Origin of the sequence: Paludisphaera sp. (assembly GCF_037189885.1) — a bacterium.
GTDB lineage: Bacteria > Planctomycetota > Planctomycetia > Isosphaerales > Isosphaeraceae > Paludisphaera.
This window is the reverse complement of sequence record NZ_JBBCIR010000001.1, coordinates 28316-52587: the sequence shown is the minus strand read 5'-3', so window position 1 is coordinate 52587 and position 24272 is coordinate 28316. Positions and strand designations below refer to the sequence as shown.

At 73.0% G+C, this 24272-nt stretch carries 20 protein-coding genes; 9 read left to right on the top strand and 11 right to left on the bottom strand.

Going from position 1 to position 24272, the window contains the following annotated elements; genetic code table 11:
* Window positions 1-361: 361 nt before the first annotated feature.
* Together WG209_RS00210 and WG209_RS00205 are read right to left on the bottom strand one after the other, a co-directional pair.
* Window positions 362-958: a hypothetical protein gene (locus tag WG209_RS00210; RefSeq protein WP_337172964.1), complete on the bottom strand. Its 597-nt coding sequence runs from the start codon at window positions 956-958 to the stop codon at window positions 362-364.
* Entirely contained in the window at window positions 955-1704 is a 750-nt protein-coding gene (locus WG209_RS00205) for a DUF429 domain-containing protein (RefSeq protein WP_337172963.1), read from the bottom strand. The genes WG209_RS00210 and WG209_RS00205 overlap by 4 nt, the downstream gene beginning before the upstream one ends.
* Before the next feature lie 168 nt (window positions 1705-1872).
* Between WG209_RS00205 and WG209_RS00200 the strand changes: the two genes are divergently transcribed.
* Window positions 1873-2628, top strand: coding sequence for an SDR family oxidoreductase (locus WG209_RS00200; RefSeq protein ID WP_337172962.1), 756 nt, complete (start codon window positions 1873-1875; stop codon window positions 2626-2628).
* Window positions 2629-2669: 41 nt separating this feature from the next.
* On the top strand, window positions 2670-3185 hold the full coding sequence (locus tag WG209_RS00195; protein WP_337172961.1) for a DUF2867 domain-containing protein: 516 nt from the start codon (window positions 2670-2672) through the stop codon (window positions 3183-3185).
* 87 nt (window positions 3186-3272) lie between these two features.
* Here WG209_RS00195 and WG209_RS00190 read toward each other — a convergent pair whose 3' ends face one another.
* The 6 genes from WG209_RS00190 to WG209_RS00165 form a co-directional block, all read right to left on the bottom strand.
* The gene (locus tag WG209_RS00190; protein ID WP_337172960.1) at window positions 3273-4304 is read right to left on the bottom strand and encodes a DUF1559 domain-containing protein; all 1032 of its coding nucleotides are present in this window, start codon (window positions 4302-4304) and stop codon (window positions 3273-3275) included.
* Between the two features lie 131 nt (window positions 4305-4435).
* A complete protein-coding gene (locus WG209_RS00185) occupies window positions 4436-4621 on the bottom strand; it encodes a hypothetical protein (protein WP_337172959.1) in 186 nt (61 codons plus the stop codon).
* A 262-nt stretch (window positions 4622-4883) separates the two neighbouring features.
* Window positions 4884-5159 (bottom strand): hypothetical protein, encoded by a 276-nt coding sequence (locus WG209_RS00180; protein WP_337172958.1) that lies wholly within the window; start codon window positions 5157-5159, stop codon window positions 4884-4886.
* Window positions 5160-5276: 117 nt separating this feature from the next.
* Window positions 5277-8288: a M56 family metallopeptidase gene (locus WG209_RS00175; RefSeq protein ID WP_337172957.1), complete on the bottom strand. Its 3012-nt coding sequence runs from the start codon at window positions 8286-8288 to the stop codon at window positions 5277-5279.
* Window positions 8285-8701 (bottom strand): BlaI/MecI/CopY family transcriptional regulator, encoded by a 417-nt coding sequence (locus WG209_RS00170; RefSeq protein ID WP_337172956.1) that lies wholly within the window; start codon window positions 8699-8701, stop codon window positions 8285-8287. Before WG209_RS00170 ends, WG209_RS00175 begins: the two co-directional genes overlap by 4 nt.
* A gap of 93 nt (window positions 8702-8794) precedes the next feature.
* Window positions 8795-10177, bottom strand: coding sequence for a DUF1501 domain-containing protein (locus WG209_RS00165; RefSeq protein WP_337172955.1), 1383 nt, complete (start codon window positions 10175-10177; stop codon window positions 8795-8797).
* Between the two features lie 801 nt (window positions 10178-10978).
* Between WG209_RS00165 and WG209_RS00160 the strand changes: the two genes are divergently transcribed.
* The 6 genes from WG209_RS00160 to WG209_RS00135 all read left to right on the top strand — a co-directional run bounded on the left by WG209_RS00160 (window position 10979) and on the right by WG209_RS00135 (window position 17070).
* A complete protein-coding gene (locus WG209_RS00160) occupies window positions 10979-12157 on the top strand; it encodes a CvpA family protein (protein WP_337172954.1) in 1179 nt (392 codons plus the stop codon).
* Window positions 12157-12387: an RNA-binding S4 domain-containing protein gene (locus tag WG209_RS00155; RefSeq protein WP_337172953.1), complete on the top strand. Its 231-nt coding sequence runs from the start codon at window positions 12157-12159 to the stop codon at window positions 12385-12387. Before WG209_RS00160 ends, WG209_RS00155 begins: the two co-directional genes overlap by 1 nt.
* Window positions 12388-12792: 405 nt before the next feature.
* Window positions 12793-13281, top strand: coding sequence for a VOC family protein (locus tag WG209_RS00150; RefSeq protein WP_337172952.1), 489 nt, complete (start codon window positions 12793-12795; stop codon window positions 13279-13281).
* Between the two features lie 97 nt (window positions 13282-13378).
* Window positions 13379-15241 carry a CRTAC1 family protein gene (locus tag WG209_RS00145; RefSeq protein WP_337172951.1) on the top strand — a complete coding sequence of 621 codons (1863 nt, stop codon included), beginning with the start codon at window positions 13379-13381 and terminating at the stop codon, window positions 15239-15241.
* A 370-nt stretch (window positions 15242-15611) separates the two neighbouring features.
* The gene (locus tag WG209_RS00140; RefSeq protein ID WP_337172950.1) at window positions 15612-16241 is read left to right on the top strand and encodes a hypothetical protein; all 630 of its coding nucleotides are present in this window, start codon (window positions 15612-15614) and stop codon (window positions 16239-16241) included.
* A 196-nt stretch (window positions 16242-16437) separates the two neighbouring features.
* Window positions 16438-17070, top strand: coding sequence for a hypothetical protein (locus tag WG209_RS00135; RefSeq protein WP_337172949.1), 633 nt, complete (start codon window positions 16438-16440; stop codon window positions 17068-17070).
* Between the two features lie 16 nt (window positions 17071-17086).
* On the opposite strand, the gene WG209_RS00130 is transcribed toward WG209_RS00135, so the two are convergent.
* The 3 genes from WG209_RS00130 to WG209_RS00120 all read right to left on the bottom strand — a co-directional run bounded on the left by WG209_RS00130 (window position 17087) and on the right by WG209_RS00120 (window position 21056).
* Complete coding sequence (locus tag WG209_RS00130; RefSeq protein ID WP_337172948.1) at window positions 17087-18070, bottom strand: WD40 repeat domain-containing protein; 984 nt, start codon at window positions 18068-18070, stop codon at window positions 17087-17089.
* 191 nt (window positions 18071-18261) lie between these two features.
* Window positions 18262-19746 carry a sigma-54 dependent transcriptional regulator gene (locus WG209_RS00125; RefSeq protein ID WP_337172947.1) on the bottom strand — a complete coding sequence of 495 codons (1485 nt, stop codon included), beginning with the start codon at window positions 19744-19746 and terminating at the stop codon, window positions 18262-18264.
* A 29-nt stretch (window positions 19747-19775) separates the two neighbouring features.
* The gene (locus WG209_RS00120; RefSeq protein WP_337172946.1) at window positions 19776-21056 is read right to left on the bottom strand and encodes an ATP-binding protein; all 1281 of its coding nucleotides are present in this window, start codon (window positions 21054-21056) and stop codon (window positions 19776-19778) included.
* 229 nt (window positions 21057-21285) lie between these two features.
* Between WG209_RS00120 and WG209_RS00115 the strand changes: the two genes are divergently transcribed.
* Complete coding sequence (locus WG209_RS00115; RefSeq protein WP_337172945.1) at window positions 21286-24027, top strand: glucosidase; 2742 nt, start codon at window positions 21286-21288, stop codon at window positions 24025-24027.
* Window positions 24028-24272: the final 245 nt, after the last annotated feature.

Below are 24272 nucleotides of genomic sequence, written 5' to 3'. Positions count from 1 at the left end.
CTGATGGGCTCGGCCCTGCGCGCGACGAAGTGGACGAACCAGGTCGGGGAGCTGCTGCTGCGGTGCGTCGTCCACGACGTCCTGCTGCTCGTCGGCGATGCGGAGAGGCGCGAACGGGACGCCGCCCGCGCCTCTCCGGGCCCCGGCCCGGCCCCGGCCGCCTGAGCCTCTACGGCCTCTTTTCGACAGAGCACCCTCGTGGGAGAAGGTGCCCCGGAGGGGCGGATGAGGGGGCACGCCACCGAAGGCCGGCGGGCTCCCCCGCATCCGGCCGTCGGCCACCTTCTCCCACGAGGGGAGAAGGAATGTTCGTCGTGACCTCCTCGTCAGGATTTCCACGGAGCATCGCGAGGCCCGCTCATCATCGGCCCCCGGCGATCAGCTCGATCGCGACGAGGAAGATGAGCAGGGCCAGCGTCCATCGGGCGGCCCTCGGGTCGACGCGGCCTTTTGATGGTCCCAGGCCGAAGCGCGGGCCGAGGCCGTGCCAGAGCGCGAGCCCCGCGGGCACGGCGGCCAGGCCGAAGGCGACGAGCGACCACCGAGGCGCGCCCAGGCGGAGCAGGTCCCCCGCGTCGCCGACGCCGACGAACGCGCCGACGCCCAGGTACGCCCCGTTCGCGACCAGGCAGAACCCGGCGAAGAAGCGGAGGAGGTAGGCGAACTCCCACCGCGGCGCCCGCGCCAGGCCGAACAGCCCCAGCGGCAATAGCACGCCGATGATCGCCCCGGCCCAGGCGACGAGCAGGGGGTGGCGGTCGCGCGTGGCGTCGGTCCGTGAAATGTCCAGCGGGTGGAGGACCACGCGATGGACCGTCTCGCTCGACGCCCACGCGGCCAGGACGTGGCCCAGTTCGTGGACGACCTGCATCCCCAGCCATGACAGGCCGAGGATCGAGGCGATCAGGACGACCTGGGGGAGCCGGCCGCCGGGGGTCGGAGGGGGCTCGGCGCTCATCGCGGCTTCGACCCCCGCCGCCGGCGTCGCCAGACGGCGCGGAGGCCGCGGCCAGAGGGGTGGGGCTCGTAGTCGAGGGAGAGGATGTCCAGGTCGGGGACGATCATGAGGCCCTCGTCGGGGAGGCCGACGGCGCGGGTGAGCCTGAGGCGGTGGAGGTGGGCGGTGAGGGCGCAGACCACGGCGTCGAGCTGGTGCTCCGAAGCCCCGGGCCGCCGCAGGCCGGGGACCAGCGGTCGCAGGCCGCGATGGATCTCCCGACGCCCCTCGGCCGTGCGCTTGCCGCGCCAGGGGAGGCCCAGCAGCTTGAGCGTCGCGAAGGGGTAGACCTCCAGCGGCTCGCGCCCCGACTCGCGCAACGCTCGCGCGATCCGCTCGCCCCGGCGGCCCAGCACCTTGATGAGCGCCGTGGCGAGCGTCGGCACGCCCAGGCGGGCCAGCTCGCGCTCCAGGGCGCGGCTGCGCGTGCCGGGGTCGTGGCGACACGGGCAGTCGTCGTCCAGGCAGCATCGGCCGGCGGGCCGGGTCAGCGGCGCGTTGATCGCGATCGTCCCCCGACGCCCCGCCAGCGCGGCCAGCCGCAGGATCACGTCGTCGGTCCCGGCCGAGACCAGCAGCTCCAGCCGGCCGTCGCGCATCACCGCCACGCCCGTCTCGCGATGCTCCACCCCCGCCAGGTCGATCCCCACGCACGCGGGGCCCTTCGAGGTCGCCAGCTCCCGGATCTTCCGCTCCGTCGTCGTCATCGTCGCATTGTTCGCGCAGGGGGCGACGTGGACAAGAGGCCACGGCGGCGCGTCCCGCGTCGCCCCGTCGCCGGGGCGAGGAGTGGCCGCCTGTTTGACCGCCGCCGTATCGTTGGCATATCGAACCGGGGCCCGCCTCGGCGGGCGGTCGCAACAGGGGGGACTCGCATGGCATCCCAGCGGAAGGTCGCGTTCATCACCGGGGCGAACCGGGGGATCGGGCTGGAGACGGCGCGGGGGCTGGCCGCGCTGGGATACGCGGTCGCGCTGGGATGCCGCGACGAGGAGAAAGGGCGCGCGGCGGCCGAGGAGCTGAAGGCCGGAGGCGCGGCCGACGTCGAGGTCGTCCGGTGCGACGTCGCGGACATCGCCGGCCATGACGCCGTCGTCCGCCGCCTGGAGGAACGTTACGGCCGGCTGGACGCCCTGGTCAACAACGCCGGCATCATGGTGGACCCCGGCGACTTCTCGGCCGGCGGCCTCGACACGACCCTGACGGTCTCGATGGAGACGCTGCGACGGACCTTCGACGTCAACTTCTTCGCCGTGGTGGCCCTGACTCGGTCGCTGCTGCCGCTGCTGCGGAAGTCGCCGGCCGGCCGGATCGTCAACCTGTCGAGCGTCCTGGCCTCGCTGACCCTCCACGCCAACCCGAAGTCGCCGATCTATCACATGAAGGCGTTCGCCTACGACGCCTCCAAGACGGCGCTGAACGCCTTCACGGTCCACCTGGCCCACGAGCTGCGCGACACGCCGATCAAGGTGAACTCCGCCCACCCCGGATGGGTCCAGACGGAGCTGGGGGGCAAGGCCGCTCCCATGCCATTGGACGAGGGGGGCAAGACCAGCGTCCAGCTCGCCACCCTCCCCGAGGACGGCCCCACCGGCGGCTTCTTCCACCTGGGCGAGCCGCTCCCCTGGTGAGCCGGCCGGGTCGCCCGCGATGAAATGGGGAGGACGCCGCCATGGCCTCCCGGATCGAGACGACCGACCCCTTCGACCCGGCGACGATCCCGCTGAAGGACGTCCATCGCGCTCGCTGCCCCGCGCCCCCCGAGGCGCTCTTCGACCTCGTCACGAGGCTGGGGGGCGAGGAGGGGTGGCACGGCACTGACCCCCTGTGGCGGCTGCGGGGGGCGGTCGACCGGCTGTTCGGCGGCGTGGGGATGCGGAAGGGGCGCCGCGACCCGGCAACGCTGCGTCCCGGCGACCCGGTCGACTTCTGGCGCGTCGAGGCCGTGGGGCCCGGCCTCCGCCTGCTCCTGCGCGCGGAGATGAAGAATCCCGGGGTCGCCTGGCTGGAGTTCGTCGTCCCGACGGCGCCCGGCGGGTCGGAGTTGGTGCTCACGTCCTACTTCCGACCATCCCCGTTCTGGGGCCGGTTCTATTACCTCCCGTCCTACCCGGCGCACTGGCTCGTCTTCGAACGCATGGCCCGGGACGTCGCCCGCGCGGCCGGGTCGCGTCGCGGGGGCGGGTGAGGCCGCCCCGCGACGCGAACCGGCCGGCCTCCGCGCGATGGCGAGGGCCGGCCGGCCGATGGGATCGATGCTCGACGCGGATTTACGTCAATACTGGTCGGAGCCGACGATCTCGCCGCCGTTGCGGGTGGAGAGGGCCTGGTAGGCACCCACTTTGCCGCCGTTGATGTTCAGCCCGAAGGGGCTGGCCTCGGTCGCGCCGACGGGGAGGCCGTTGACCTGCGGCGTGGTGATCGCCCACGAGTCGACCGAGTCCTTGAGGAACCGGACCGAGCCGTCGGCCATGGCGACGTTGACGCCGCCGGGGTGGAAGCTCATGGCGTTGCGGATCGCCCAACGGCTCAGGGCGTCGTTGTTCGGGTCGCCGGCGGGGTCGGAGTACTTGCGGGCCCAGTTGGGGGCGAAGCGGGTCTCGACCATGGAGCCGTCGGCGTCGTGGCCGCTCCAGATGTGCATCCGCGCCCGCGTGTCCTTGCCGAAGACGCCGTGGCCGTTCTCCGTGTACATCATCGTGTTGCTGGTGCCGTCGGTCACCGAGGCGATGGTCACGACGTCCGCGACGATGACCCCCTTGGCGTATTGCGCCAGGCCGGGCGTGATGGTCACGCCGGTCGGGCCGCCGGTCAGGCCGAAGGCGTTCCACGGCCCGACGACGCCCGAGTAGTGGCTGTGGACCTGGCGGCACCGCGTCGGGTCGCCGAACTGCAGCGGCTCGGACTCGCCGGCCGACGGGTCGCTCGGGCAGTTGTAGCTCGCGATGGCGATCCCCGGCACGGTCCAGTTCTCGGGCATGAAGAACGGGTGCATGAAGTTCGCCGCGTTGTACGCCGCGTTCTGCTCGATGAACGGGCAGATGCGCACCAGCGACGAGAAGCCGATGTTCGTCATGAAGCCCGCCCCCTGCGCCATCAGCGCGGGCGGGAAGGCCCCGTTGGCGCTCTCGTAATTCACGGCGCCCAGGGCGATCTGCTTCAGGTTATTCGTGCACTGGGCCCGGCGGGCGGCCTCGCGGGCGCTCTGCACCGCGGGCAGCAAGAGGGCGATCAACACCGCGATGATGGCGATGACGACCAGAAGCTCAATGAGCGTGAAGCCTCGGCGAAGGCGGCTCGTTTCCATTTCCGACTCCTGACGGGTGACGGGTCGAGTTGGGGCGTCGGCGCGGGAACGCCGTCTTCGGACGACGCGCCGGTCCCCGGCCGCGCGGCCGGGGCTTTCGATCGTTCGGACGCGGGGCGGGGCCCCTCGGTTCAGCTCCTGGCCTTCTTCTTGCCCTTGGGAGTGACCTGGATCTTCAGGTTCTCCTCCGGGATGTCGATGGAGCCGGCCCCGCGCACGGTGCCGTCCCCCCCGCAGCCGACCAGCGGGACCAGGCAGGCGGACGCGAGCAGGGCGAGCGCCGCGCGACGACGCGAGAGGGGGGCTTCTGGGTTCATGGGTGTCTTCGTTCGTGGTCGCGACGCGAACCGTCCGCCGGTCCGCGCGCGGGCCGTGGGGGGGCGAAATCGTCCAGAATCCCGATGATGCGCCGGCGTCGGCTCGGCTTCGAGTCGTCGTGTCGTCGCCCCGGGAGAGAGGGGGGCGATGGGGCGGGGGGGGCTCGGGCCTCGGGGAAGGGGGGCGAGGTCTGCCCTCGCGACCGCTCCAATCATGGAGGATTCACGTTGAATCCATCATAGGCGCGCAAGGGCGGCCCGGTCAATCGAATCCAGGGCTATTGACGGGTCGCGCGGCCGGCTCTCCCCCGGACGGTTGCGAAACGGCATCGTCCGTCGGCGTTTCCGCCGGCTCCGCGGGGGCGAGCGGCAGCCGCAACTCGTCCGACGGGACGTGGATCGAGCCCTCGCCGCGGAGCGAATCGTCCGGCGGCTCCTCCAGCGCGTCGCACCCAACCCCCGCGACGAGGGCCAGGGTCGCCGCCAGCAACAACTTCCGCCCGGCGCGGCGGACAGGACAGGGGGGAAGAAGGGGCATGATGCGGGGGGCTCGCGACTAGGAAAGGGGAAGCCCGGCGTGGGCCCCCCTCCTCGTCGATCCTAGCCGCCGCCCCCCCGCCCGGTCAACGCGGCCCGCGCCGGGGCGGTCGCGGGGTTATTCCTGGCCAGCCCAGCCCGAGAGCGATTCCGCCACGGACCGGACGACGAAGGCCCGCGAGATCGGGTCGTCGTCCCCCTCGGCGACCGCGAGCGCCTCGTCGAGGCCCCCGCGACGAAAGGCTTGCAACGATTGGGCGATGAGCCGCTGCTGGAGCCGGGCGGGCTCCATCGCGGCGACTTCGGCGTCCGCGGCCACTTCGGCGTCGGGCTCGCCGACGATCTCGCGCAGGGCATACCGCGACCAAACCCGCAGGCTCGTGAGCATGCGAAGCGGAAGCTCGACGTCGTAATCGGCGAAGCCGTCCGCGCCGGCCTGGAGGCGGCCCTCCGGGCCGGGCTTGGGGTCGGACGCCTTTGGCTCCAGGCTGGCCAGGCCGAGACGGGCGATATCGCGGGCGGCGTCGGGGTCGCCGGAGTCGCGGAGATGGCCGGCCAGCGCTTGCAGCGCGTGGGCCTTCTCGAGGCCCGGCTCGTCGCGGATCGCGTCGATGGTCCTCAACGCCCCGGCGATGTTCGCCGCCTTGACCTGGGCCTGGGCGATCAGGGCGAGCAGACGCGAGCGCCGCGGCTCGGGCTGGGCGACGGCGCGGGGGAAGGCGTCGGCCAGCGTGGCCCTCGCGTCGTCGCGGCGGTCGGCCGTCGCGAAGGCTTCGGCCAGGACGATCTCGGCGACGACGCGCTCGAGGTCGTCGGCCACCGCCGCCGTCAGCTCGGTCGAGCGCGCCAGCGCGGCGTCGGCCCCGGCGGGGTCGCCGGCCCGGGCTCGGTGGCGGGCGATCAGGGCGAACGTCGCCGGCTTCACGGCGTCGTAATATCCGTCGGCGGGGCCGGGATGGTCGGCGCGACGGAGGTCGGGGATCGACTCGGCCGTCGCCAGCGCCCCGGCGAGGTCGCCGGCCTGGGCCCGGAGCCGCGCCAGGGCGGCGAGCGCCCGGGCGCGATCCTTCGCGACCTCGATCGTCTCCGCGACGTCGACGATCCTCGACAACTTCTCGCGGACGTCGGCGCGGTCGGGCGCGCGCAGCCTGGTCATGGCGATGTCGATGCGGATCCCGGGCGCGTCGTGGAGCGACGCGAGGTCGGGCACGGTGGGCAGGCAGCTCCACAACGCGCCGGCCCGGCGGTCGGACGGGGCCGATCGGATCAGCTCCAGCGCCGCGTCGAAGTCGGTGGCGGTCAGGATCCCGGCCAGCATGAGCCGGCCGCCGTCCCGCACATCGTCGGGCAGGGCGTCGATCGCGGCCTTCGACTCGGCGATCATCGCCCGGCCCGCCGGCTCGTCCCCCGCCTCGATCAGCATCTTGCCGAGCTTGGCCCGTTGCAGGGCCCGGGCGAGGGGCGCGTCGGCCGCATTGACCAGCGCGGAGGCGTGGCCGATCAGCCGACGCAGCAGCTCGAGTTCCCGATGTGACGCCAGACCAAGGGCGACCTGGTCGATGAGCTCGAGCGGCGCCGAAACCTGCCGTGGATCCTCCCTCCCGTCCGTCGAGGGCGTCGTGACCTGGAGCATCGACGAGGGCCCCCCGCCGAGGCCGTATCCCCTCGCCTTGTCGACGAGCACGGCCTCCATCGCCTTCGCCATCGCGCCGGGCCGATCCGGCTCGGGCCGGGCGAACATGTCGACGAGCCGGGCGAACTCCGCGCGGGCACCCTCGACGTCGCCGGCCTTATGCCGCGCGCTGGCCAGGTTCGTCTGGAAGTTGACGGTGACCATCGCCCACATCTCGCGCGGGAGCCCCGGGTCGGCGGGCCGGGCCGTCGCCCGGTCGAGCGTCTGGATCGCCCCGTCGCGGTCGCCCGCGCGGATCTGGCCCTGGGAGATCATCAAGAGGGTCGGGAGCCGCATGTCGATCGGGGCGGGGACGCCCGGCGCCATCTCCGTCGGCGGCTGGGCGGCGATGACGTCGGCAAGGCGGCGCAGGTCGGCGGCGTCGGGCTTGCGCGGGGCGGGGGGCTCGGCGCGGGCGGGGATCAACGTGGCGGCGGCGAGCAGCGCGGCGGCGGCCAGCGCCAGGGCCTCGGGGGCGGTCGGTTTCGGCGTCATCGGGCGGTCCTCCATGAACAGGATGCGACGGATCCTCGCGACGATGGGGCGTTCGTTCAGGGGCGAGGCGAGGGCCGGCGGGCGGGCCTCGGCCAGCGCGGCGAGGAGCCGGGCGTAGCCGACGCGGTCGCCGGAACGGGCGACGACCAGGGCGTCGCGGCAGCACTCGCGCTCCAGGCTCAGCCAGGACGAGAGCCACCACGTCGACGGGTGGAAGAACAGGAGCGCCTCGACCAGTTGCTGGAACAGGCGTATGAGGTTGTCGCGGTGTCGCAGGTGGGCCAGCTCGTGCAGCAGGGCCATCTCGATCAGCTCGGGCGACCAGCCCGAGAGCGCCGCGGCCGGCAGGACGACCATCGGCCGGACGATCCCGATCAGCATCGGCGCGGCGACCCGGTCGCACACCCCGACCGCGACCTCGCGCGCCATCCCCAGCGACCGCGCCAGCGCCCGGCATCGCTCGGCGACCGAACCCGGCGGCAAAGGCCGGCACGACCGCCGCAGCCGCTCGACGCCGACGACCCCCGCCGCCGTCCTCGCCAGCAACAGCGACGTCCCCGCGATCCAGATCCAGGGAAGGACCGCGACCCAGGGGTCGAACCATGACGGCTCGGCTCGGTGTCCCGCCGCCTCGCGTGGGGTCACGCCGAGGGGCGCGGGGCGGGGGGCCTCGGCCGCCGGGACGACCGCCGGCGCCGGCGTCGGCGTGGACGCGACGGCGGCCGGCTCGGCGACGGGCGCGGTCGCGGCCGGCTCATGCACGGCGACGAACGCGACGAATGGCGAGGCGGCCAGCGCCAGCAGCCCCGCCAGCGCCGTCGCGTGCCGCGCCTCGGCCGATGCCCCCCGCATCCCCCGCCGCGCCAGCGAGGCCGCCAGGCCGATCGCCGCGCCGATCCAGAGCACGTGCAGGAAGGTCCACCCCAGCGCCGTCCACGCGGGAGAATGGGCGTCGATGCTCATGACCCGCCCCCTTCCTTCTGGCGGTCGGGCTTCGGCGCGTCCGCCGCGTCGAGCATGGCGCGGATCGCGCGGCGGTCGCGGTCGTCGAGCGCGCCTTCTTCAATAAGGTGGGCGACGAGGCCCCGGGCGGAGCCGTCGAAGAGGTGGTCGAGGAGCTTCCCCAGCATCCCCGACGCCGCGGCCTCGCGCGTGGCGACGGCCGACCAGATATAGCCCCTCGGCCCGTCCTCGCGCCGGACCAGGCCCTTGTCCAGCATCACCTTCAGCGTCGTCGCCACCGTCGTCAGCGCGACGGGGCGGCTCGCCTGGACGGCCTCGCGCACCGCCCCCAACGCGGAAGGGCCCGCGTCCCACAGCACCCGCAAGATCGCCAGCTCCGCGTCCGTCGGCTGGCCACTCGGCCTCCGCGCCATCTCCACCTCCTCCTCGCCGCTTGGCGACGATTCGATTTCTATAGAATTCGAATCATCGCGTCAAGCGGGGAGGGGGATTTCTCCGTGGGGGCTTCAGGCGCCGAACAGGGGTGCGATGGGGGCGCCCTCGCAGAGGCGGAGGGGGCGGCCGAGGCGGTCGCGGAGTTCGGATTCGTGGTCGACGCCCAGGGCGTGGTAGATGGTGGCGGCGAAGTCGCCGGGCGAGTACGCCGTCCCGGCGGGGTAGGCGCCGATGCGGTCGGACGCGCCGATGGCCTGGCCCCCGCGGACGCCGCCGCCGGCGAAGAGGGCGGAGAAGACGGCGGCCCAGTGGTCGCGGCCGTCGGGCGTGTTGTTGTTCCCGGTGCTCGCCCCGATGCGGGGCGTCCGGCCGAACTCGCCGGCGAGGACCACCAGGGTGTCGTCGAGCAGCCCGCGCGCCTTCAGGTCGTCCAGCAGGGCGGACAGGCCCCGGTCGGTCGGGGGGAGCAGGTGGTCCTTCAGGCTCTTGAAGTTGGCCGAGTGGGTGTCCCACCGCTGCGCGCCGCCGAGGTTCACCTGGACGATCGGCACGCCCGCCTCCACCAGCCGCCGCGACAGCAACAGCGACTGCCCGAACGGGTGCCGGCCGTAGCGGTCGCGGACCTCCGGCGCCTCGTCGTCCAGGTTGAACGCGGCGCCGACCCGGCCGGAGGTCAGCAGCGCCATCGCCCGCGCCCGCTGCTCGCTCATGGGGTCGCGGTCGCGGGCCGCGTCGGTCCCGGCGAGCATGGCGTCGTTGACGCGGTCCAGCAGCGCCTGGCGGCCCGTCAGCCGCTCGACGCTGAAGCCGACCGGCAGCGCCAGGCTCTCGACGCGGAATCCGGGCTTGCTGGGGTCCTGGCGGATATGCCAGGGGTCGTGGCGGGGGCCGAGGAACCCCGCGTGCTGGCCCGGCCAGGTGAGCGGGCCTTCCATCAGGAACGTCGGCAGCGTGACCCCGGTCGGCACGCCATCGGTCCGGGGCCGCAGGTAGTCCAGGGCCGAGGCGTAGCACGGGAAGTCGTCGCGCGAGGCGATCTTGTCGAAGAACGCCCCCGGCTGCGAGCTGCCGGTGAGGATCTCGTGGGTCGCGTTCAGGTGGTTCGTGTACTTGTGGGCCAGCGAGCGCACCACGGCCAGATCCCCGGCGCGCTGGGCCAGCATCGGCAGGTGCTCGCAGAACCAGATGCCGGGGGCGGCCGTCTCGATCGGCCTGAACTCGCCGCGGATCCCCTCCGGGGCGTCGGGCTTCATGTCGACGGAGTCGATGTGGCTGAGCCCCCCCGACATGAACGCCAGGATCACCGACTTCGCCCGCGACCCTCGCGCGCCGGCGTCCCGCGACGGCGCCGCCGACAGCACCCGCGGCAGGCTCATCCCCAGGAAGCCCGAGAACCCCACCTGCAAGACCTCGCGCCGCAGGATCCCGGTCGCGTGACGATGACTCGGCGTCATGGCGGACTCCCCCTCGCTTCAAACAATTGTTCCGCGCCCCAGCCTACCCGCGGGGACGCGGCCCGGCCACCGCAATCCAATGTCCGATAACGGGTGGATTTCGGGCGGCGTGGGGATTTTTTAACCTTGGCTCGTGCTGGTGTTTGCGACGAATGTGCCGGGGTCGTCGCCTGTTGAATTGTTCATCGACGGCGGTTTGTATAGCACTACTCCATCGGCGGGGCCTCGGCCTCGTCGATCCTTGGCAATTCGATGCTTGAGAGGAGACCCATCCGGGGACCTGCGCGCGCGACTCGCTCGGCGAGCGGAAAACGCGCGTCCCCTCTCCCGTCGGGAGGGTGGCCCGGAGGGCCGGGTGAGGGTCGACGGAGCGGTGGAGATAGCGGCGGTTCAAAGTTCGCGCGGCCGGCGCTTTCTCCGAAGCGCGACGGCCCTCACCCGCCGCTGGCGCGGCTGCCCTCTCCCAGAGGGGAGAGGGGACGAATGTCGGGCCGAGGCCCTCTCTCTCGTGGCTTGGGCACCCGCCGATGGACGGAAAACCTAATCGACATCGACGAACGAAGCCAACGGATATTCGCGGTTAACGTGTTTTTGATTAAGGAGTTAAGTGATGTTGGGGCGGCGCGCGTGGCGCGCGAACGAAGCCAAGCGGAGCCAGGACGAGCCGGCCGGATCGGGGCGGGACTTGAGGAATTCCGGCTTCTCGGTCGCGAGGCCCTCGGCTACCATGCCGCGGCCCGGCTGGCGATGCCCCGCGCACGAGGCGAGGGGGGCCAGGCGTCGAGACAGGGAGGCGGAATCATGACGATCTACGACGGGGTCATGGCGGCGGTGCTCATCGCCGCGATGGCGCGGGGGGCGTGGCGGGGGATCACCTGGCAGCTGGCGAGCATCGGCTCGCTCGTGCTGGGCTACCTGTTCGCGTACCCCATCTCGGCCCTCATCGCCCCCAGGCTCTCCGGCGCTCCCGAGGCCGCCCGCGCCATGTCGATGGGCGTGGCCTACGTCGCCGTGTCGTGCGCCGTGTTCGGGCTCGCGTGGATGGTGCGGGGCACCATCCGCAAGATGAAGTTCGACGCCTACGACCGCCACCTGGGGATGATGCTGGGCGGGGTCGAGGGGGTCGCGGTCGGCATCCTGGGGACCATGCTGGTCGTCAGCGTCGCCCCCGGCACCCGGACGCCCATCTTCACCAGCGCCTCCGGGAAGGTCGTCAACGGGATCGTCGGCCACGTCGGCCCGATCCTCCCGTCCGAGGTCCGCGCGGCGCTCGCGCCGTACTGGCCCAAGGACGCCGCCGCGATCGCCGCGGGCGAGCCCGCGCCCGAGGCCGAGGAAGCCCCGGCCGAGGCCCCGGCCCCCCGAGCCCCGTCGGCGGTCGCCTCCCGCGCGTCGGCCCGGCTCGACGCCCAGGTCGGCCCGGTCGACGGCGATCCGACGGCCGACATCGACGTCGACCTCGCCGACGAGGCCCCCGCGCTCCCCTCGGCCCGCCAGGTGCTCGACGGCCTGGTCGACCACGGCAAGCGCAAGGCCGAGCAGGCCATCGTCGAGGCGCTCGACACCGACGAGGATCCCGACGGCAAGGCGGGCTCGCTCCGCGACCTGTTCGAGCGGGACAAGGCCCGCCTCCAGGACGCCGTGGCCGGGACCGTCGACGAGACCCGCCGCTCCCTGACCGGCCGGGTCGAGGAGGCCGTGGTCCAGACGAAGGGCAAGGTGGTCGAGGAGGTCCAGGGCCGCGCCGGCCAGGCCCAGGGCCGGCTGGGCGACGTCCAGAGGCAGGCCGAGCAGGTCCGCTCCCGGATCGCCCGGACCCAGGAGGAAGTCCGGCGCGCCCGGCAGCGGCTGGAGCAGGGGGCCGACGGCGCCGTCGACCAGGCCCAGCGGCGGCTGGAACGCTCGCTCACCGACGCCATCGGCAAGGGCCTGGACCGGCTCGGCCTCCCCGACGCCCCCGCCCCCAAGGCGGCCCCCTGATGGCCGAACCCCACGAACTCCGCCTGGAGGTGGGCGACCGCCCCATCAACCTGATCCAGGTGCTGAAGCTGGCCAACTGCGCGGCCACCGGCGGCGAGGCCAAGAACCTCGTCGCCGAGGGCCTCGTCCGCGTCAACGGCGAGCCCGAATCCCGCAAGCGCCGGCAGATGGCCCGGGGCGACGTCGTCGAGCTGGACCTCGAGGGCGCCCCCCGCGTCGTCCTGGACTGACCGACCCCCCCCGCGGAGGAAAGTCGCCCGCGATCCGGGATCGCGCGGTCGGCGGAAATTGAGTGTGCGTGGCCCCGTGGAAAACATCGTCAAGGTGATGCGCGTTCCCCCTTCTCCCCTCGTGGGAGAAGGTGGCCGCAGGCCGGATGAGGGGGCGACCGCCGCCGCATCCCACCTCCCACGAGGGACCTGGGGCCGTCGCCCGTCGGTCGCGCCCCCCTCATCCGCCCCTCCGGGGCACCTTCTCCCACGAGGGGAGAAGGGATATTCCTCGCGACTCCCTCGCCAGGTTTTTCATAGATTTACTGTACGCATGTTGACTTCGCGCCGATAACTTGCTCCAATCCCCGGGGCTGGGGCCTTCTCGGGTCGAGCCCGCCGGCGGCGAGTTACAGGAGAGCGAAGATGACCAAGATGATCACGTGCCTCTGGTTCGACCACGGCCAGGCCCGCGAGGCGGCCGAGTTCTACGCGAGCGTGTTCCCCGACAGCCGCGTCGGCGAGGCCCACGCCTCCGCCGCGGACAATCCGTCCACGCGGGAGGGCGAGGAACTCATCGTCGAGTTCACCGTCCTGGGCCAGGCCTACGTCGGCCTGAACGGCGGCCCGAATTTCAAGCCGAACGAGGCGGTCAGCTTCATGGTCGTGACCGAGGACCAGGAGGAGACCGACCGCTACTGGGACGCGATCGTCGGCAACGGCGGCGAGGAGAGCGCCTGCGGCTGGTGCAAGGACCGCTGGGGCTTCTCCTGGCAGATCACGCCGCGCGTGCTGCTGGAGGCCGTGGCCGACCCCGACCGGGCCGCCGCGAAGCGGTCCATGGAGGCCATGATGACGATGCAGAGGATCGACATCGCCGCCATCGAGGCCGCGCGTCGGGGCGAAGGCCGCTGAGCAAGTTCGGCGGCCCTCCTGGAGGCGAGGCGGTCGGCCTCGGTATGGTGGTAGGCGGCGACGCCGTCCGCCCTCGGTGGCCCCCGAGCGGGCCACCATGGCGGCCTCCCCCTCGCGGGGGAAGGCCGCGACCGTGCCGACCTTCATCCCCCCAGCGAAGGCCCCAGCCGTGACCGACCGCGGGATGCTCCGGAAGACGTCCATCCTCCTCGTGGCCCTGGCGGCCGCCGGCTGTTCCAGGGCCCCCGAGGGGCCGGCCCCCGTCGCGGCGTCGCGAGCCCCCGCGACCGCCGGCCCGAAGGCCCCCGCGCCGACGCCCCCGGCGGTGAGGTTCGTGGACGTGACGGCGGAATCGGGCGTGGACTTCGTCCACTTCAACGGGGCCCGGGGCGAGAAGCTGCTCCCCGAGACGATGGGCTCCGGCGTGGCGTTCCTGGACTACGACGGCGACGGCGCCCCGGACCTCCTGTTCGTCAACTCCGCCCCCTGGCCCGGCGCCCCCGCCCCCGATCCCCCCCCCACCCAGCGGCTCTACCGCAACGACGGGCGGGGGAAGTTCCGGGACGTCACCCGGGAGGCCGGCCTGGACAGGACGTTCTACGGCCAGGGCGTCGCCGTGGGGGACTACGACAACGACGGCGACCCCGACGTCTATTTCACGGCCGTCGGCCGCGGCTACCTGTTCCGCAACGACGGCGGCAAGTTCGTCGACGTCAGCGAGGAGGCCAACGCCAGGGGCCCCACCGCCTGGCTCTCCGGCGCGGCGTTCTTCGACGCGGACAACGACGGCGACCTCGACCTGTTCCTCGCCTCGTACATCACCTGGACCCCGGAGATCGACAAGGTCCAGGGCTTCCAGATCCCCGGCCTTGGCCGCGCCTACGGGCCGCCGACGGCGTTCAACGGGTCGCTCTGCGCGCTCCTGCGGAACGACGGCGGCCGGTTCACCGACGTCGGCGAGGGGTCCGGCGTGCAGGTCCGCACCCCGGACCTGCGGGCGCCGCTGGGCAAGTCGCTGGGGGTCGCCCCGTTCGACGTCGACGGCGACGGCCTGGTCGACGTGGCCGTCTCCAACGACACGGTGCAGAACTTCCTGTTCCACAACAAGGGGGGGGGCAAGTTCGAGGAGGTCGCCCTGCTCTCGGGCGTGGCCTTCGACCAGTCGGGCTCGCCGCGCGGGGGGATGGGCTGCGACTGGTCGTACTTCCTCAACGACGGGCGCCCGGCCCTGGCGATCGGCAACTTCTCCAGCGAGATGACCGCCCTGTACGTCGCCGAGCAGCCCGCCGCGATGCTGTTCTCCGACATGGCCAGCCGCTACGGCCTGGGCGCGCCGACGCAGCCGCCGCTGAAGTTCGGGCTGTTCTTCCTGGACTACGACCTCGACGGCTGGCCCGACCTTTTGACGGCGAACGGCCACCTGGAGCCGGACATCGCCAGGGCCCAGCCCGGCGAGTCCCACGCGCAGCCGGCCCAACTGCTGTGGAACACGGGCCGGCCGGGGCGCGAGCTGTTCGTCGAGCTGGGCGCGGACGCGGCCGGGCCCGACCTGTTCCGGCCGATGGTCGGCCGCGGCAGCGCCTTCGCCGACATCGACGGCGACGGCGACCTCGACGTCGTCCTCACGGCCAACGACGGCCCGGCGCGGCTGCTCCGCAACGACGGCGGCGACGCCAACCGCTGGATCCGCCTGGCCCTCTCCGGCGACGGCGTGCGGTCGAACCGAGACGCGATCGGCGCCAGGGTCCAGGTCACGGCCGGCGGCCTGACCCGCCGCGCCCAGCAATTCCCGGCGCGCGGCTACCTCTCCTCCGCGGAGCCGACGCTGACCTTCGGCTTGGGGCGATCCGAGACGGTCGACGAGGTCTCCATCACCTGGCCCTCGGGGGAGGTGACGAGGCTGGAGGGCCTGGCCGCGGGCCGGACCTACCGCGTCGACGAGGCCGACGGCGTCCGATGAGGCGGCCGGGGCGCCCCCCGATTCGAGGTTGACCGCATCGGGGGATGTGACAGAATGCGGCCCTCGGTATTCAGGCGGCTGGAGCGCCCCCATTGGATAGCACTTCTTGATGCCAGGCCCCGACGGAATCGAGGCGCCCCCCCTCCCCGGGGTCGGTCGCCCTCGCCGCGAGGATGCGCGGCGGGCGATCGATCGGACCGCGGCGGACGCGGGCGGTCGACGTGGAATCACTCGCATCATGGATAGGATCGGCCTCGCGCCGTCGAAACTCGCCGGAATCCGCGAGCGATCCCGGCCCGACCGACGAGGCCGCCCGACCCGGAACATCGCCGACAACGTCCCGAATTCGCTATCAAGGAGGATACGCGCCGTGACGCGCCCCGCATTCACCCCCTCGGCCCTGCTGACGACCGGCTTGATTTGGCTCGCCTGGGCCCCCGCCGCGGCGGCCGCCCCGATCACCGCGACCGCGTATTACAGCCTGACGGCCGACGAAGGGCTCGCCGCGCCCCCGGCCGGGGACATCGACGCGCCGCAGGTCGTCGCCCTGGTCTCGCCGGCCGGCGGCGTCGTCCCCCCCACGGCGGCCGACGGATCGCAGGGGAGCCCGCTGACCATCCTGCCCGACTCCCACGGCTTCGACCGCGACCAGCTCGTCGTGGCCCTGAAGGACGCCGCCAGCGACTCCGGCGCCCCCGAGCAGTACCTCGGCCTGATCTTCTTCGGCAAGGGCCTGGAGGCCGGCGGCGTGCTCAACTTCGCCCTGAGCATCGACGGCGCCCTGGCGAACGACCCGCCCAAGCTCGCCTCGTCCACCCCCGGGGTCCGCATCGCCGCGCTCCCCGCGCCGGACGTCGACCCGGGGAACCCGCCGGGATCGGGCGGCGACTCTGGGGGCCCCAACGTGCCGGAGCCGGTCGGCTTCCTGCTCTGGTCGGCCGCCGCCGTCGCCATCGCGACGCGCGGCCGGGCCCGCGTCCGGGCCGCCGCCGGGCGTTGACGATGCATCGGCGAATCAACGTTGTTTTTCCGCGACATAATCGCGCGGAAATCGGATTCGGGCCGGATAATCCCGAAAAATGCTTGAGGGCCGCGGCGAGCACCCCGCATCATGACGTGGCATCGAGAGTGAGAATGTGCTCGCGCCGTCGGGCCCGCTCGGCGGCCCCTCCGGTACCAGGGATTGGGGCTCAACCATGACCAACGACCTCGACGGCCCCCGCGCCGAGTGTCCCCATTGCTCGGCCCGCGTCCGCGTCCGGCCCGAGCACGTCGGCCGGCCCGCGGGATGCCCCCTGTGCGGGGGGGCGATCGACACGACTTCGCTGATCGGGTCGGGCTCCGGCTCGGGAGAAGTCCCCGCCGGGGCCGCGGCGGGCGCCGAGCCCGGCGGGCACGTGGAGACGACCTGCCCGGACTGCGGCGCCGGGCTGCGGGTCCGGGCGCGATACCTCGGCCGTCACGTCCGCTGCGGCGTGTGCCGGTTCAAGTTCCGGGTCGAGCCGTCGCGGGCGTCCGTCCTCGACGCGCCGGCGGATCCGACGGTCGACGACCGCCAGGACCCCGCCCTCGCCCCCACCCCCGACCCGGACGACCCCTGGCGGGGGAGGGTGGAGGTGATGCGCCTGCTGGGCGAGATCGCGGGCCTGAAGCGGCTCAACGCCCGGCTCGCGTCCGAGGTGGAGCGGCTGGAGCGCGAGCGGGACGCGGCCCGCGACGCGGCGGCGGGGCCGGGCAGGCCCGCGCCGCCGATCGTGATCCCCTTCGATCACGGCGGCGCCCCGTTCCTCTACCATGTCGGGGGCGCCGCGGGGACGACCGGGGGCTGAGGGCCCCCGCCGCCGCTCATCCCTCCGGGGGCACGTCCCACAGCCGGACGGCGCCGTCGAGCGAGCCGGAGGCCAGCGTCCGGCCGTCGGGCGCGAACGCCACCGAGTAGACGTTGCCGGCGTGCCCTTCCAGCACGGAGCGGCAGGAGCCGTCGCGGACGTCCCACAGGCGGATGGTCCGGTCGTGGCTGCCGCTGGCCAGCAGCGGCTCGACCGGCGAGAACGCCAGGGCGGCGACCCAGCCGATGTGCCCCGTCAGCTCGGCCCGGCTCTCGCCGTCCTCGGGGTCCCACAGCCTGATCGCGCGGTCGAACCCGCCGGAGGCCAGGAGCTTGCCGTCGGGGGAGAACGTCGCCGCGGCGACGCCGTAGTCGTGCCCCACCAGCTTCCGCAGGCATTCCGGCTTCTCGCCCGACACGTCCCAGATCTTGATCTCGCCGCGACGCTCCTCGGCCGCCGGGTCGACCATGGCGGGGACCATCCCGGAGGCCGCCGCGAGCCGGCCGTCGGGCGCGAACGCCACCGACCACACCGGCGCGGTGTGCTCCGGGAGGCTCAGCAGCTCGGCGCCGTTGGCGGCGTCCCAGAGCGTGACGGTGCGGGACTCTCCCCCCGCCGTCGCCAGCGTGCGGCCGTCCGGGCTGAACGCCATCGAGTCGACCTTGCCCGACGCGCGCAGGAGCACCCGGCCCCGCCCGCCCTCCTGGTCCCAGATCGTCACGGCGCTGAACGGCGCGCCGTCCCAGCCCACGCCCAGCCCGGCGATCGTGCGGCCGTCGGGGCCGAACGCCACGGACTCCACCTCGTCCCACTTGCCGCGCATCACCCGCAGGAGCTTCGGCGCGGCGGACCCTTCGCGCAGGTCCCAGAGCTTGACCAGGCCGTCCCAGCCGCCGCTGACGAGCCGACGGCCGTCGGGGGAGAAGGCCACGGAGGTCACGACGTCGCTATGCTTCGCCGTCCCGACGCGCGACGGCCTCTCGGTCACCGTTGCCGACATGACACACTCCTTGTTGGTCGCCGACCCTCTCCGCCCCGGCCGGGTCCATGCGGACCCTGGCCACGCTTCGTCCATAGAGCAATCGTCGCGCCGGGGCGCCCGCGGGGGCCCCGCGGGGCCGTCGGCCGCTCCAGGGAGCCGCGCGCGGGCGAATCGGCGACCTCGGCCGTCGCGCCATGGCTGGGCGGGAATCAGCCTGGCTGGTCGTCCTGGGACCAGACCGATCGCTCGATCCGCAGGCCGAGGGCGCGGATCTTCGTCCGCAGGCTGCCGCGCGTGATCCCCAGGATCCGGGCCGCCTGGACCTGGTTCCCCTCGGTCTCGCGGAGGACGCGGGTCAGGAGCGTCCGCTCCATCAGGGCGAGCGCCTCGGCGTGGAGGTTCTCCGAGCCCGCGGCCAGCCGGCGCTCGATGAACCCCTCCCAGTCGACGGCCGCGTCGGCCGCCGGGGGCGTCGCCGTCGGGGCGACGGGCGGGGGCGTCGCCGGCGCGGGGGCGGGGGGGGCGCCGGCGCGTATCGACTCGGGGAGGAAGTCGGGCAGCAGGACCGGCCCCTGGGCCTGCAGGAGCGACCGCTTGAGGACGCTCTGAAGCTCGCGGATGTTCCCCGGCCAGGGGTAGCGGCCGAGGATCGCCAGCGACTCCGGCGAGGCCTGGACGACCCCCCGCCCCAGCTCCGGGCCGAACCGGCGGAGGAAGTGGTCGACCAGGAGCGGCAGGTCCTCGATCCGCTCGCGCAGCGGCGGCAGCGAGATGGTGAAGACGCTCAGCCGGTAGTACAGGTCCTCGCGGAACGTCCCGGCCGCGGCCAGCCGGGGGAGGTCGCGGTTGGTGGCGGCGATCACCCGGACGTCCGACCGGATCGTCGCGTTGCCCCCCACGCGCTCGAACGTCCCGTCCTGGAGGACGCGGAGGATCTTCGCCTGGGTCAGCGGGGTCATGTCGCCGATCTCGTCGAGGAACAGCGTGCCGCCGTTGCTCTGCTCGAACTTGCCGACGCGGGTGCGGTCGGCCCCCGTGAACGCCCCGCGCTCGTGGCCGAACAGCTCGCTCTCCAGGAGCGATTCCGGGATGGCCGCGCAGTTGACCGCGAGGAACGGCCTGGAGGCGCGGAGGCTGTGCTGGTAGATGGCCCGCGCGATCAGCTCCTTGCCCGTGCCGCTCTCCCCCAGGATCAGCACGGCGATGTCCTGCGGCGCGACGCGGCCCACCGCCTTGTACACCTGCTGCATCGCCGGCGACCGCCCGACCAGGACGTCGGCGCGGTCGGCCTTGGGGGCGTCCTCGGCGATCAGCGCCGGCTGCCGGCTGAGCCGGGAGACCTCCGCGGCGCGGGCGACCAGCTCGCGGACGTGGGCGAGTTGCAGGGGCTTCAGCAGGTACTCGAACGCCCCGTCCTTCATCGCCTCGATGGCCGTCTCGGTCGTGCCGTGGCCCGTGATGAACAGGACCGGGATCCGCGCGTCCAGCTCGCGGAGGGCGCGGAAGACCTCCATGCCGCCCATGTCCGGCAGGTCCAGGTCGAGCACGACCACGTCCGGGGGCGTCTTCGCCGCCAACTCTAGCCCCCGCGCGCCGTTGGGCGCCGTGACGACCTCGTAGTCGGGCGACTCGAACGCCCGCCGGAAGGCGTGCAGGATGGAAGGCTCGTCGTCGATGACCAGGATGGAGGCCACGGGGTCGTTCCTTTGCTTGTCCCTGTCGATCATGCCGGCGCGGGCCGCGAGGGGCCGGGCAGGCGGAGGACGAACCGGGCGCCCCCCTCGGGGCGGTTGCCCGCGATCAGCCGGCCGCCGTGGTCGCGGGCGATCCGCTCGGAGATCGACAGCCCGAGGCCCAGGCCGGCCTCCTTGCTGGTGAAGAAGGGCTCGAAGAGCCGGGGCAGGGCCCGGGGCTCGACGCCCGGCCCGGTGTCGTCGACGGCGACCTCGACGAAGCCGTCGGCGGCGCGGGACGTCGTCACGGTGAGGCGGCCCCCGCGGGGCATGGCGTCGATCGCGTTCATCGCCAGGTTGATCAGCGCCCGGCCGATCTGCTCGGCGTCGGCCTCGACCCAGATGGGGTCCGGCGGCGGGTCGAACCGGGCCTCCACGCGATGCTTGCCCGCGCGGCCCTGGATCAGGACCACGGCGGCCGTCGCCACGTCCCGCAGGTCGATCCGCCGCCATTTGGGCCGCGACGGCCGCGCGAAGTCGATGAAGGCCTTCAGCCGCTCCTCCATGCGGGCGATCTCCCGCTCGATGATCGCCAGGTCTTCCGGCGGCAGGCCCTCCCCCTCGGGCCGCTCGCGCTGGAGCTGCACCAGCATGGAGATCGCCGTCAGCGGGTTGCGAAGCTCGTGGGCCATCCCGGCGGCCATCTGGCCCAGGGCCGACAGCTCCTCGGCGCGCACCATCGTCCGCTCCAGCCCGCTGGCGACCGAGTAGCCGAAGAAGAGGCCGGCGATCGTCGCCATGATGCCCACCCCCGCCAGCGCCCAGGCCGTCCACGACGCCGTCCGGTGCATCATCGCCAGCGACCGCGCCGTCTCCTCCGCGATCCGGGCGTCCAGGTGGCGCAACGCCTGGCGGACGTCCGTCTCCAGGATCGCCAGCGCCGCGCGGTCGGCCGCCCCCTCGCCGGCGCGCTCGGCCTCGCGATAGCGCCGGAAGGCGGCGCCCAGGCGATGCACCATCCCGACCTCGTCCGGGTCGGGCCCGGTCGTCGCCTCGAACTCGGCCAGCAGCCGGGGGACGCTTTCGGCGAGGGCGGCGTCCCGCCCCCGGCCGGAGTCGTCGCCGTGCAGCCCGATCTCGATCAGCTCGGCGAGGTGCCGCAGCAGGTCGTCCACGATCCGACGGCCGTGCAGGTCCTCCTCCAGCCGACGGACGGTCGCCTCCTGCCGCAGCCCGAGGTACACCGCCGCCGCGGCGCACGACGTCAGGAACAGCAGGCTCGCCACCAGCGAGGGCCAGGCGATCCGGAACAGCAGCCGATGCGTCAACACGCCGTCGTCCCCCGGGCCCACGGATTCCCCGCGCGATTATACCCCGGCGGCCCCGCCGGCCGCCCGACCCCTCCCCCCGCCTCGGAGGCCCGATGATCGGGGCGTGACCGGGAATAGTGGGCCCGCGTCCGGGCCGGCCGTGGTAAGTTCGGCGCGAGCGATACCCCGCCCCGCGGCGCGAGGCGTCCGTCGCGCGGGGAGCGTCCCGACGAGCCAGGAGAGTTAGGCCATGAGCCAGCACCGCGAGCCGGACCCGGAGACGCGACGCCTGGAAGAGGAGGCCCGTCGCGACGAGAACTGGAAGCGCTGGGGGCCTTACCTCTCGGAACGCCAGTGGGCGACCGTGCGGGAGGACTACTCGCCCGACGGCGACTGCTGGGCCTCCTTCCCCCACGACCACGCCCGATCCCGCGCCTACCGCTGGGGCGAGGACGGACTCCTGGGGATCACCGACCGCCAGTGCCGGCTCTGCTTCGCCCTGGCCCTGTGGAACGGGCGCGACCCGATCCTCAAGGAACGCCTCTTCGGCCTGACCAACCCGGAGGGGAACCACGGCGAGGACGTCAAGGAGTGCTACTTCTACCTGGACGCCACCCCGACCTCCTCCTACCTCAAGGCCCTCTACAAGTATCCCCAGGCCGAGTTCCCCTACGACCGCCTGCTCGAGGAGAACCGCCGCCGGGGCCTGGACGACCCCGAGTTCGAGCTGGTCGAGACCGGCGTCTTCGACGAGGGCCGCTACTTCGACGTCCTGGCCGAGTACGCCAAGGCCGGGCCCGAGGACATCCTCATCCGGATCACCGTCGCCAACCGAGGCCCCGAGGCGGCCCGGCTCCACCTGCTCCCCACCCTCTGGTTCCGCAACACCTGGTCCTGGGGCAGCGATTACGAGGAGGGCGGATGGCCGAAGCCGTTCCTGGAGCAGGCCGGCGAGGGCGTGATCTCGGCCCAGCACGCCACGCTCGGCGACTTCCGCCTGACGGCGGCGCCCGGCCCGGACGGCGAGCTCTCCCCGCTGATCTTCACCGAGAACGAGACGAACCTCCAACGCCTGTACGGGACGGACAACGCCGGCCCGTACGTCAAGGACGCCTTCCACGAGCACGTGATCCGCGGCAAGGCCGACGCCGTGAACCCGGCGAGGCGCGGGACGAAGGCGGCGGCCCACTACCTGCTGGACGTCCCGGCCCGGTCGCGTCGCGCGCTCCGCCTGCGCCTCCGCGGGGGGCGAGATCCGGGGGGGCCGGCCTTCGGCGAGGAGTTCGACCGGGTCTTCGAGGGACGCGTCCGAGAGGCGGAGGCCTTCTATTCGGGCCGGATCCCCCAGAACCTCGACCCGGAGGATCGGCGCGTCTCGCGGCAGGCCTACGCCGGCCTGCTGTGGTCGAACCAGTCCTACCAGTGGGTCGTGTCTCAGTGGCTCCGGGGGGACCGCCGCCAGCCGGAGCCGCCCGAGAGCCGTTGGCGGCTCCCCAACGCCGAGTGGCGGCACCACCTCTACAGCCGGGACGTGATCAGCACGCCGGACAAGTGGGAATATCCCGCCTTCTTCGTCTGGGACACCGCCTTCCACATGATCCCGTACGCCCGGATCGACCCCGAGTTCGCCAAGCGCCAACTGCTGCTGTTCCTCCGAGAGTGGTACATGGCCCCCAGCGGCCAGATGCCGGCCTACGAGTACGACCTGTCGAACGTCAACCCGCCGGTCCACGCGTACGCCTGCTGGCGGGTCTACAAGATCGGCGGGGGGGCGGGGCGTCGGGACGTCGGCTTCCTGGAGCGGGCCTTCCAGAAGCTGCTCCTGAACTTCACCTGGTGGGTCAACCGGCAGGACCGCGGCGGGCGGAGCATCTTCTCCGGCGGCTTCCTGGGACTGGACAACATCGGCGTCTTCGACCGCTCCCGGCCCCTGCCCACCGGCGACTACCTGGAGCAGGCCGACGGGACCGCCTGGATGGGGTTCTACTGCACGACCATGCTGGCGATGGCCGTCGAGCTGGCGCTCCACGACCGGGCCTACGAGGACATCGCGTCGAAGTTCTTCGAGCACTTCGTCCAGATCGCCGACGCCCTGAACAACCTGGACGGGACGGGCCTGTGGCACGAGGAGGACGGCTTCTACTACGACCACCTCAGGGTCGGCGAGGAGTCGCTCCCCCTGCGGGCGCGATCCCTGGTGGGCTGGCTGCCGCTGCTGGCCGTCGAGAGCCTGGAAGAAGAGGTCATCCGCCCGAACCTGCCGCGGTTCGAGAAGCGGATGCTCTGGTTCCTGGAGTACCGCAAGGACCTGTGCCGCCAGATCGCGCTGCTGGACCAGAGAGGCGAGCCGGGGCGCCGCCGGATGCTGCTCGCCCTCGCCGGCTGCCGGCGCCTGGAGCGGGCCCTGCGCCACCTGCTCGACGAGCGGGAGTTCCTGTCGCCATACGGGGTGCGGTCCCTCTCCGCGGCCTACCGGGACGAACCGTACGTGTTCCGGGGGGACGGTCAGGAGTTCCGGGTGGGCTACGTGCCCGGCGACATGGACAGCCGGGACTTCGGCGGCAACTCCAACTGGCGCGGGCCGGTGTGGTTCCAGGTCAACTACCTGCTGCTGGAGGCGCTGGAACGCTACCACCACCACTACGGCGACGACTTCAAGGTCGAGTGCCCCACCGGCTCCGGCCGCCTGATGAACCTCGCCGAGGTGGCCCACGAGATCGCCGTGCGGCTGGCGCGACTCTTCCGGGCCGACGCCGACGGCGTCCGCCCGTGCCACGGCCCGGAGCGGCGGTTCGCCCGCGACCCTCACTGGCGGGACCTGCCGTGGTTCCATGAGTATTTCCACGGCGACACCGGCCAGGGGCTGGGGGCGAGCCACCAGACGGGATGGACCGCCCTGATCGCCCGCCTCCTCGAGGACTGCGCCCGGGGGCGCGAGCCGCGCCGCGACCCGGCGCCGGCCGCCGATGACGCCGAACCCGGTCGGGATTGAGGGACCCGGGCGGGGCGCGGGCCACGGCGAGAAATCCTCGATTCTCGGGAGATTCCTGAAATCTCGCCCCGGGGCTCGCGGAACATGCCAGGCGAGGGATTCGATCGTTCTTTGACAATCCGACCGCATCACGAGGCCCGCGGCCGGCAAGCCGTCGGGCTGTCGGAGGGGGCTCGCCCGTTCATGTCACTGGGGAGACGTATGCTTGGTTGATTGCGTGCGGCGCGAGGGCGGACTCTGGGCAT

Excerpts from the sequence above, each read along its gene's own strand:
- WG209_RS00210 (WP_337172964.1), bottom strand. The coding sequence starts at position 958 with ATGAGCGCCGAGCCCCCTCCGACCCCCGGCGGCCGGCTCCCCCAGGTC.
- WG209_RS00205 (WP_337172963.1), bottom strand. The coding sequence starts at position 1,704 with ATGACGACGACGGAGCGGAAGATCCGGGAGCTGGCGACCTCGAAGGGC.
- WG209_RS00200 (WP_337172962.1), top strand. The coding sequence starts at position 1,873 with ATGGCATCCCAGCGGAAGGTCGCGTTCATCACCGGGGCGAACCGGGGG.
- WG209_RS00195 (WP_337172961.1), top strand. The coding sequence starts at position 2,670 with ATGGCCTCCCGGATCGAGACGACCGACCCCTTCGACCCGGCGACGATC.
- WG209_RS00190 (WP_337172960.1), bottom strand. The coding sequence starts at position 4,304 with ATGGAAACGAGCCGCCTTCGCCGAGGCTTCACGCTCATTGAGCTTCTG.
- WG209_RS00185 (WP_337172959.1), bottom strand. The coding sequence starts at position 4,621 with ATGAACCCAGAAGCCCCCCTCTCGCGTCGTCGCGCGGCGCTCGCCCTG.
- WG209_RS00180 (WP_337172958.1), bottom strand. The coding sequence starts at position 5,159 with ATGCCCCTTCTTCCCCCCTGTCCTGTCCGCCGCGCCGGGCGGAAGTTG.
- WG209_RS00175 (WP_337172957.1), bottom strand. The coding sequence starts at position 8,288 with ATGAGCATCGACGCCCATTCTCCCGCGTGGACGGCGCTGGGGTGGACC.
- WG209_RS00170 (WP_337172956.1), bottom strand. The coding sequence starts at position 8,701 with ATGGCGCGGAGGCCGAGTGGCCAGCCGACGGACGCGGAGCTGGCGATC.
- WG209_RS00165 (WP_337172955.1), bottom strand. The coding sequence starts at position 10,177 with ATGACGCCGAGTCATCGTCACGCGACCGGGATCCTGCGGCGCGAGGTC.
- WG209_RS00160 (WP_337172954.1), top strand. The coding sequence starts at position 10,979 with ATGACGATCTACGACGGGGTCATGGCGGCGGTGCTCATCGCCGCGATG.
- WG209_RS00155 (WP_337172953.1), top strand. The coding sequence starts at position 12,157 with ATGGCCGAACCCCACGAACTCCGCCTGGAGGTGGGCGACCGCCCCATC.
- WG209_RS00150 (WP_337172952.1), top strand. The coding sequence starts at position 12,793 with ATGACCAAGATGATCACGTGCCTCTGGTTCGACCACGGCCAGGCCCGC.
- WG209_RS00145 (WP_337172951.1), top strand. The coding sequence starts at position 13,379 with ATGGCGGCCTCCCCCTCGCGGGGGAAGGCCGCGACCGTGCCGACCTTC.
- WG209_RS00135 (WP_337172949.1), top strand. The coding sequence starts at position 16,438 with ATGACCAACGACCTCGACGGCCCCCGCGCCGAGTGTCCCCATTGCTCG.
- WG209_RS00130 (WP_337172948.1), bottom strand. The coding sequence starts at position 18,070 with ATGTCGGCAACGGTGACCGAGAGGCCGTCGCGCGTCGGGACGGCGAAG.
- WG209_RS00115 (WP_337172945.1), top strand. The coding sequence starts at position 21,286 with ATGAGCCAGCACCGCGAGCCGGACCCGGAGACGCGACGCCTGGAAGAG.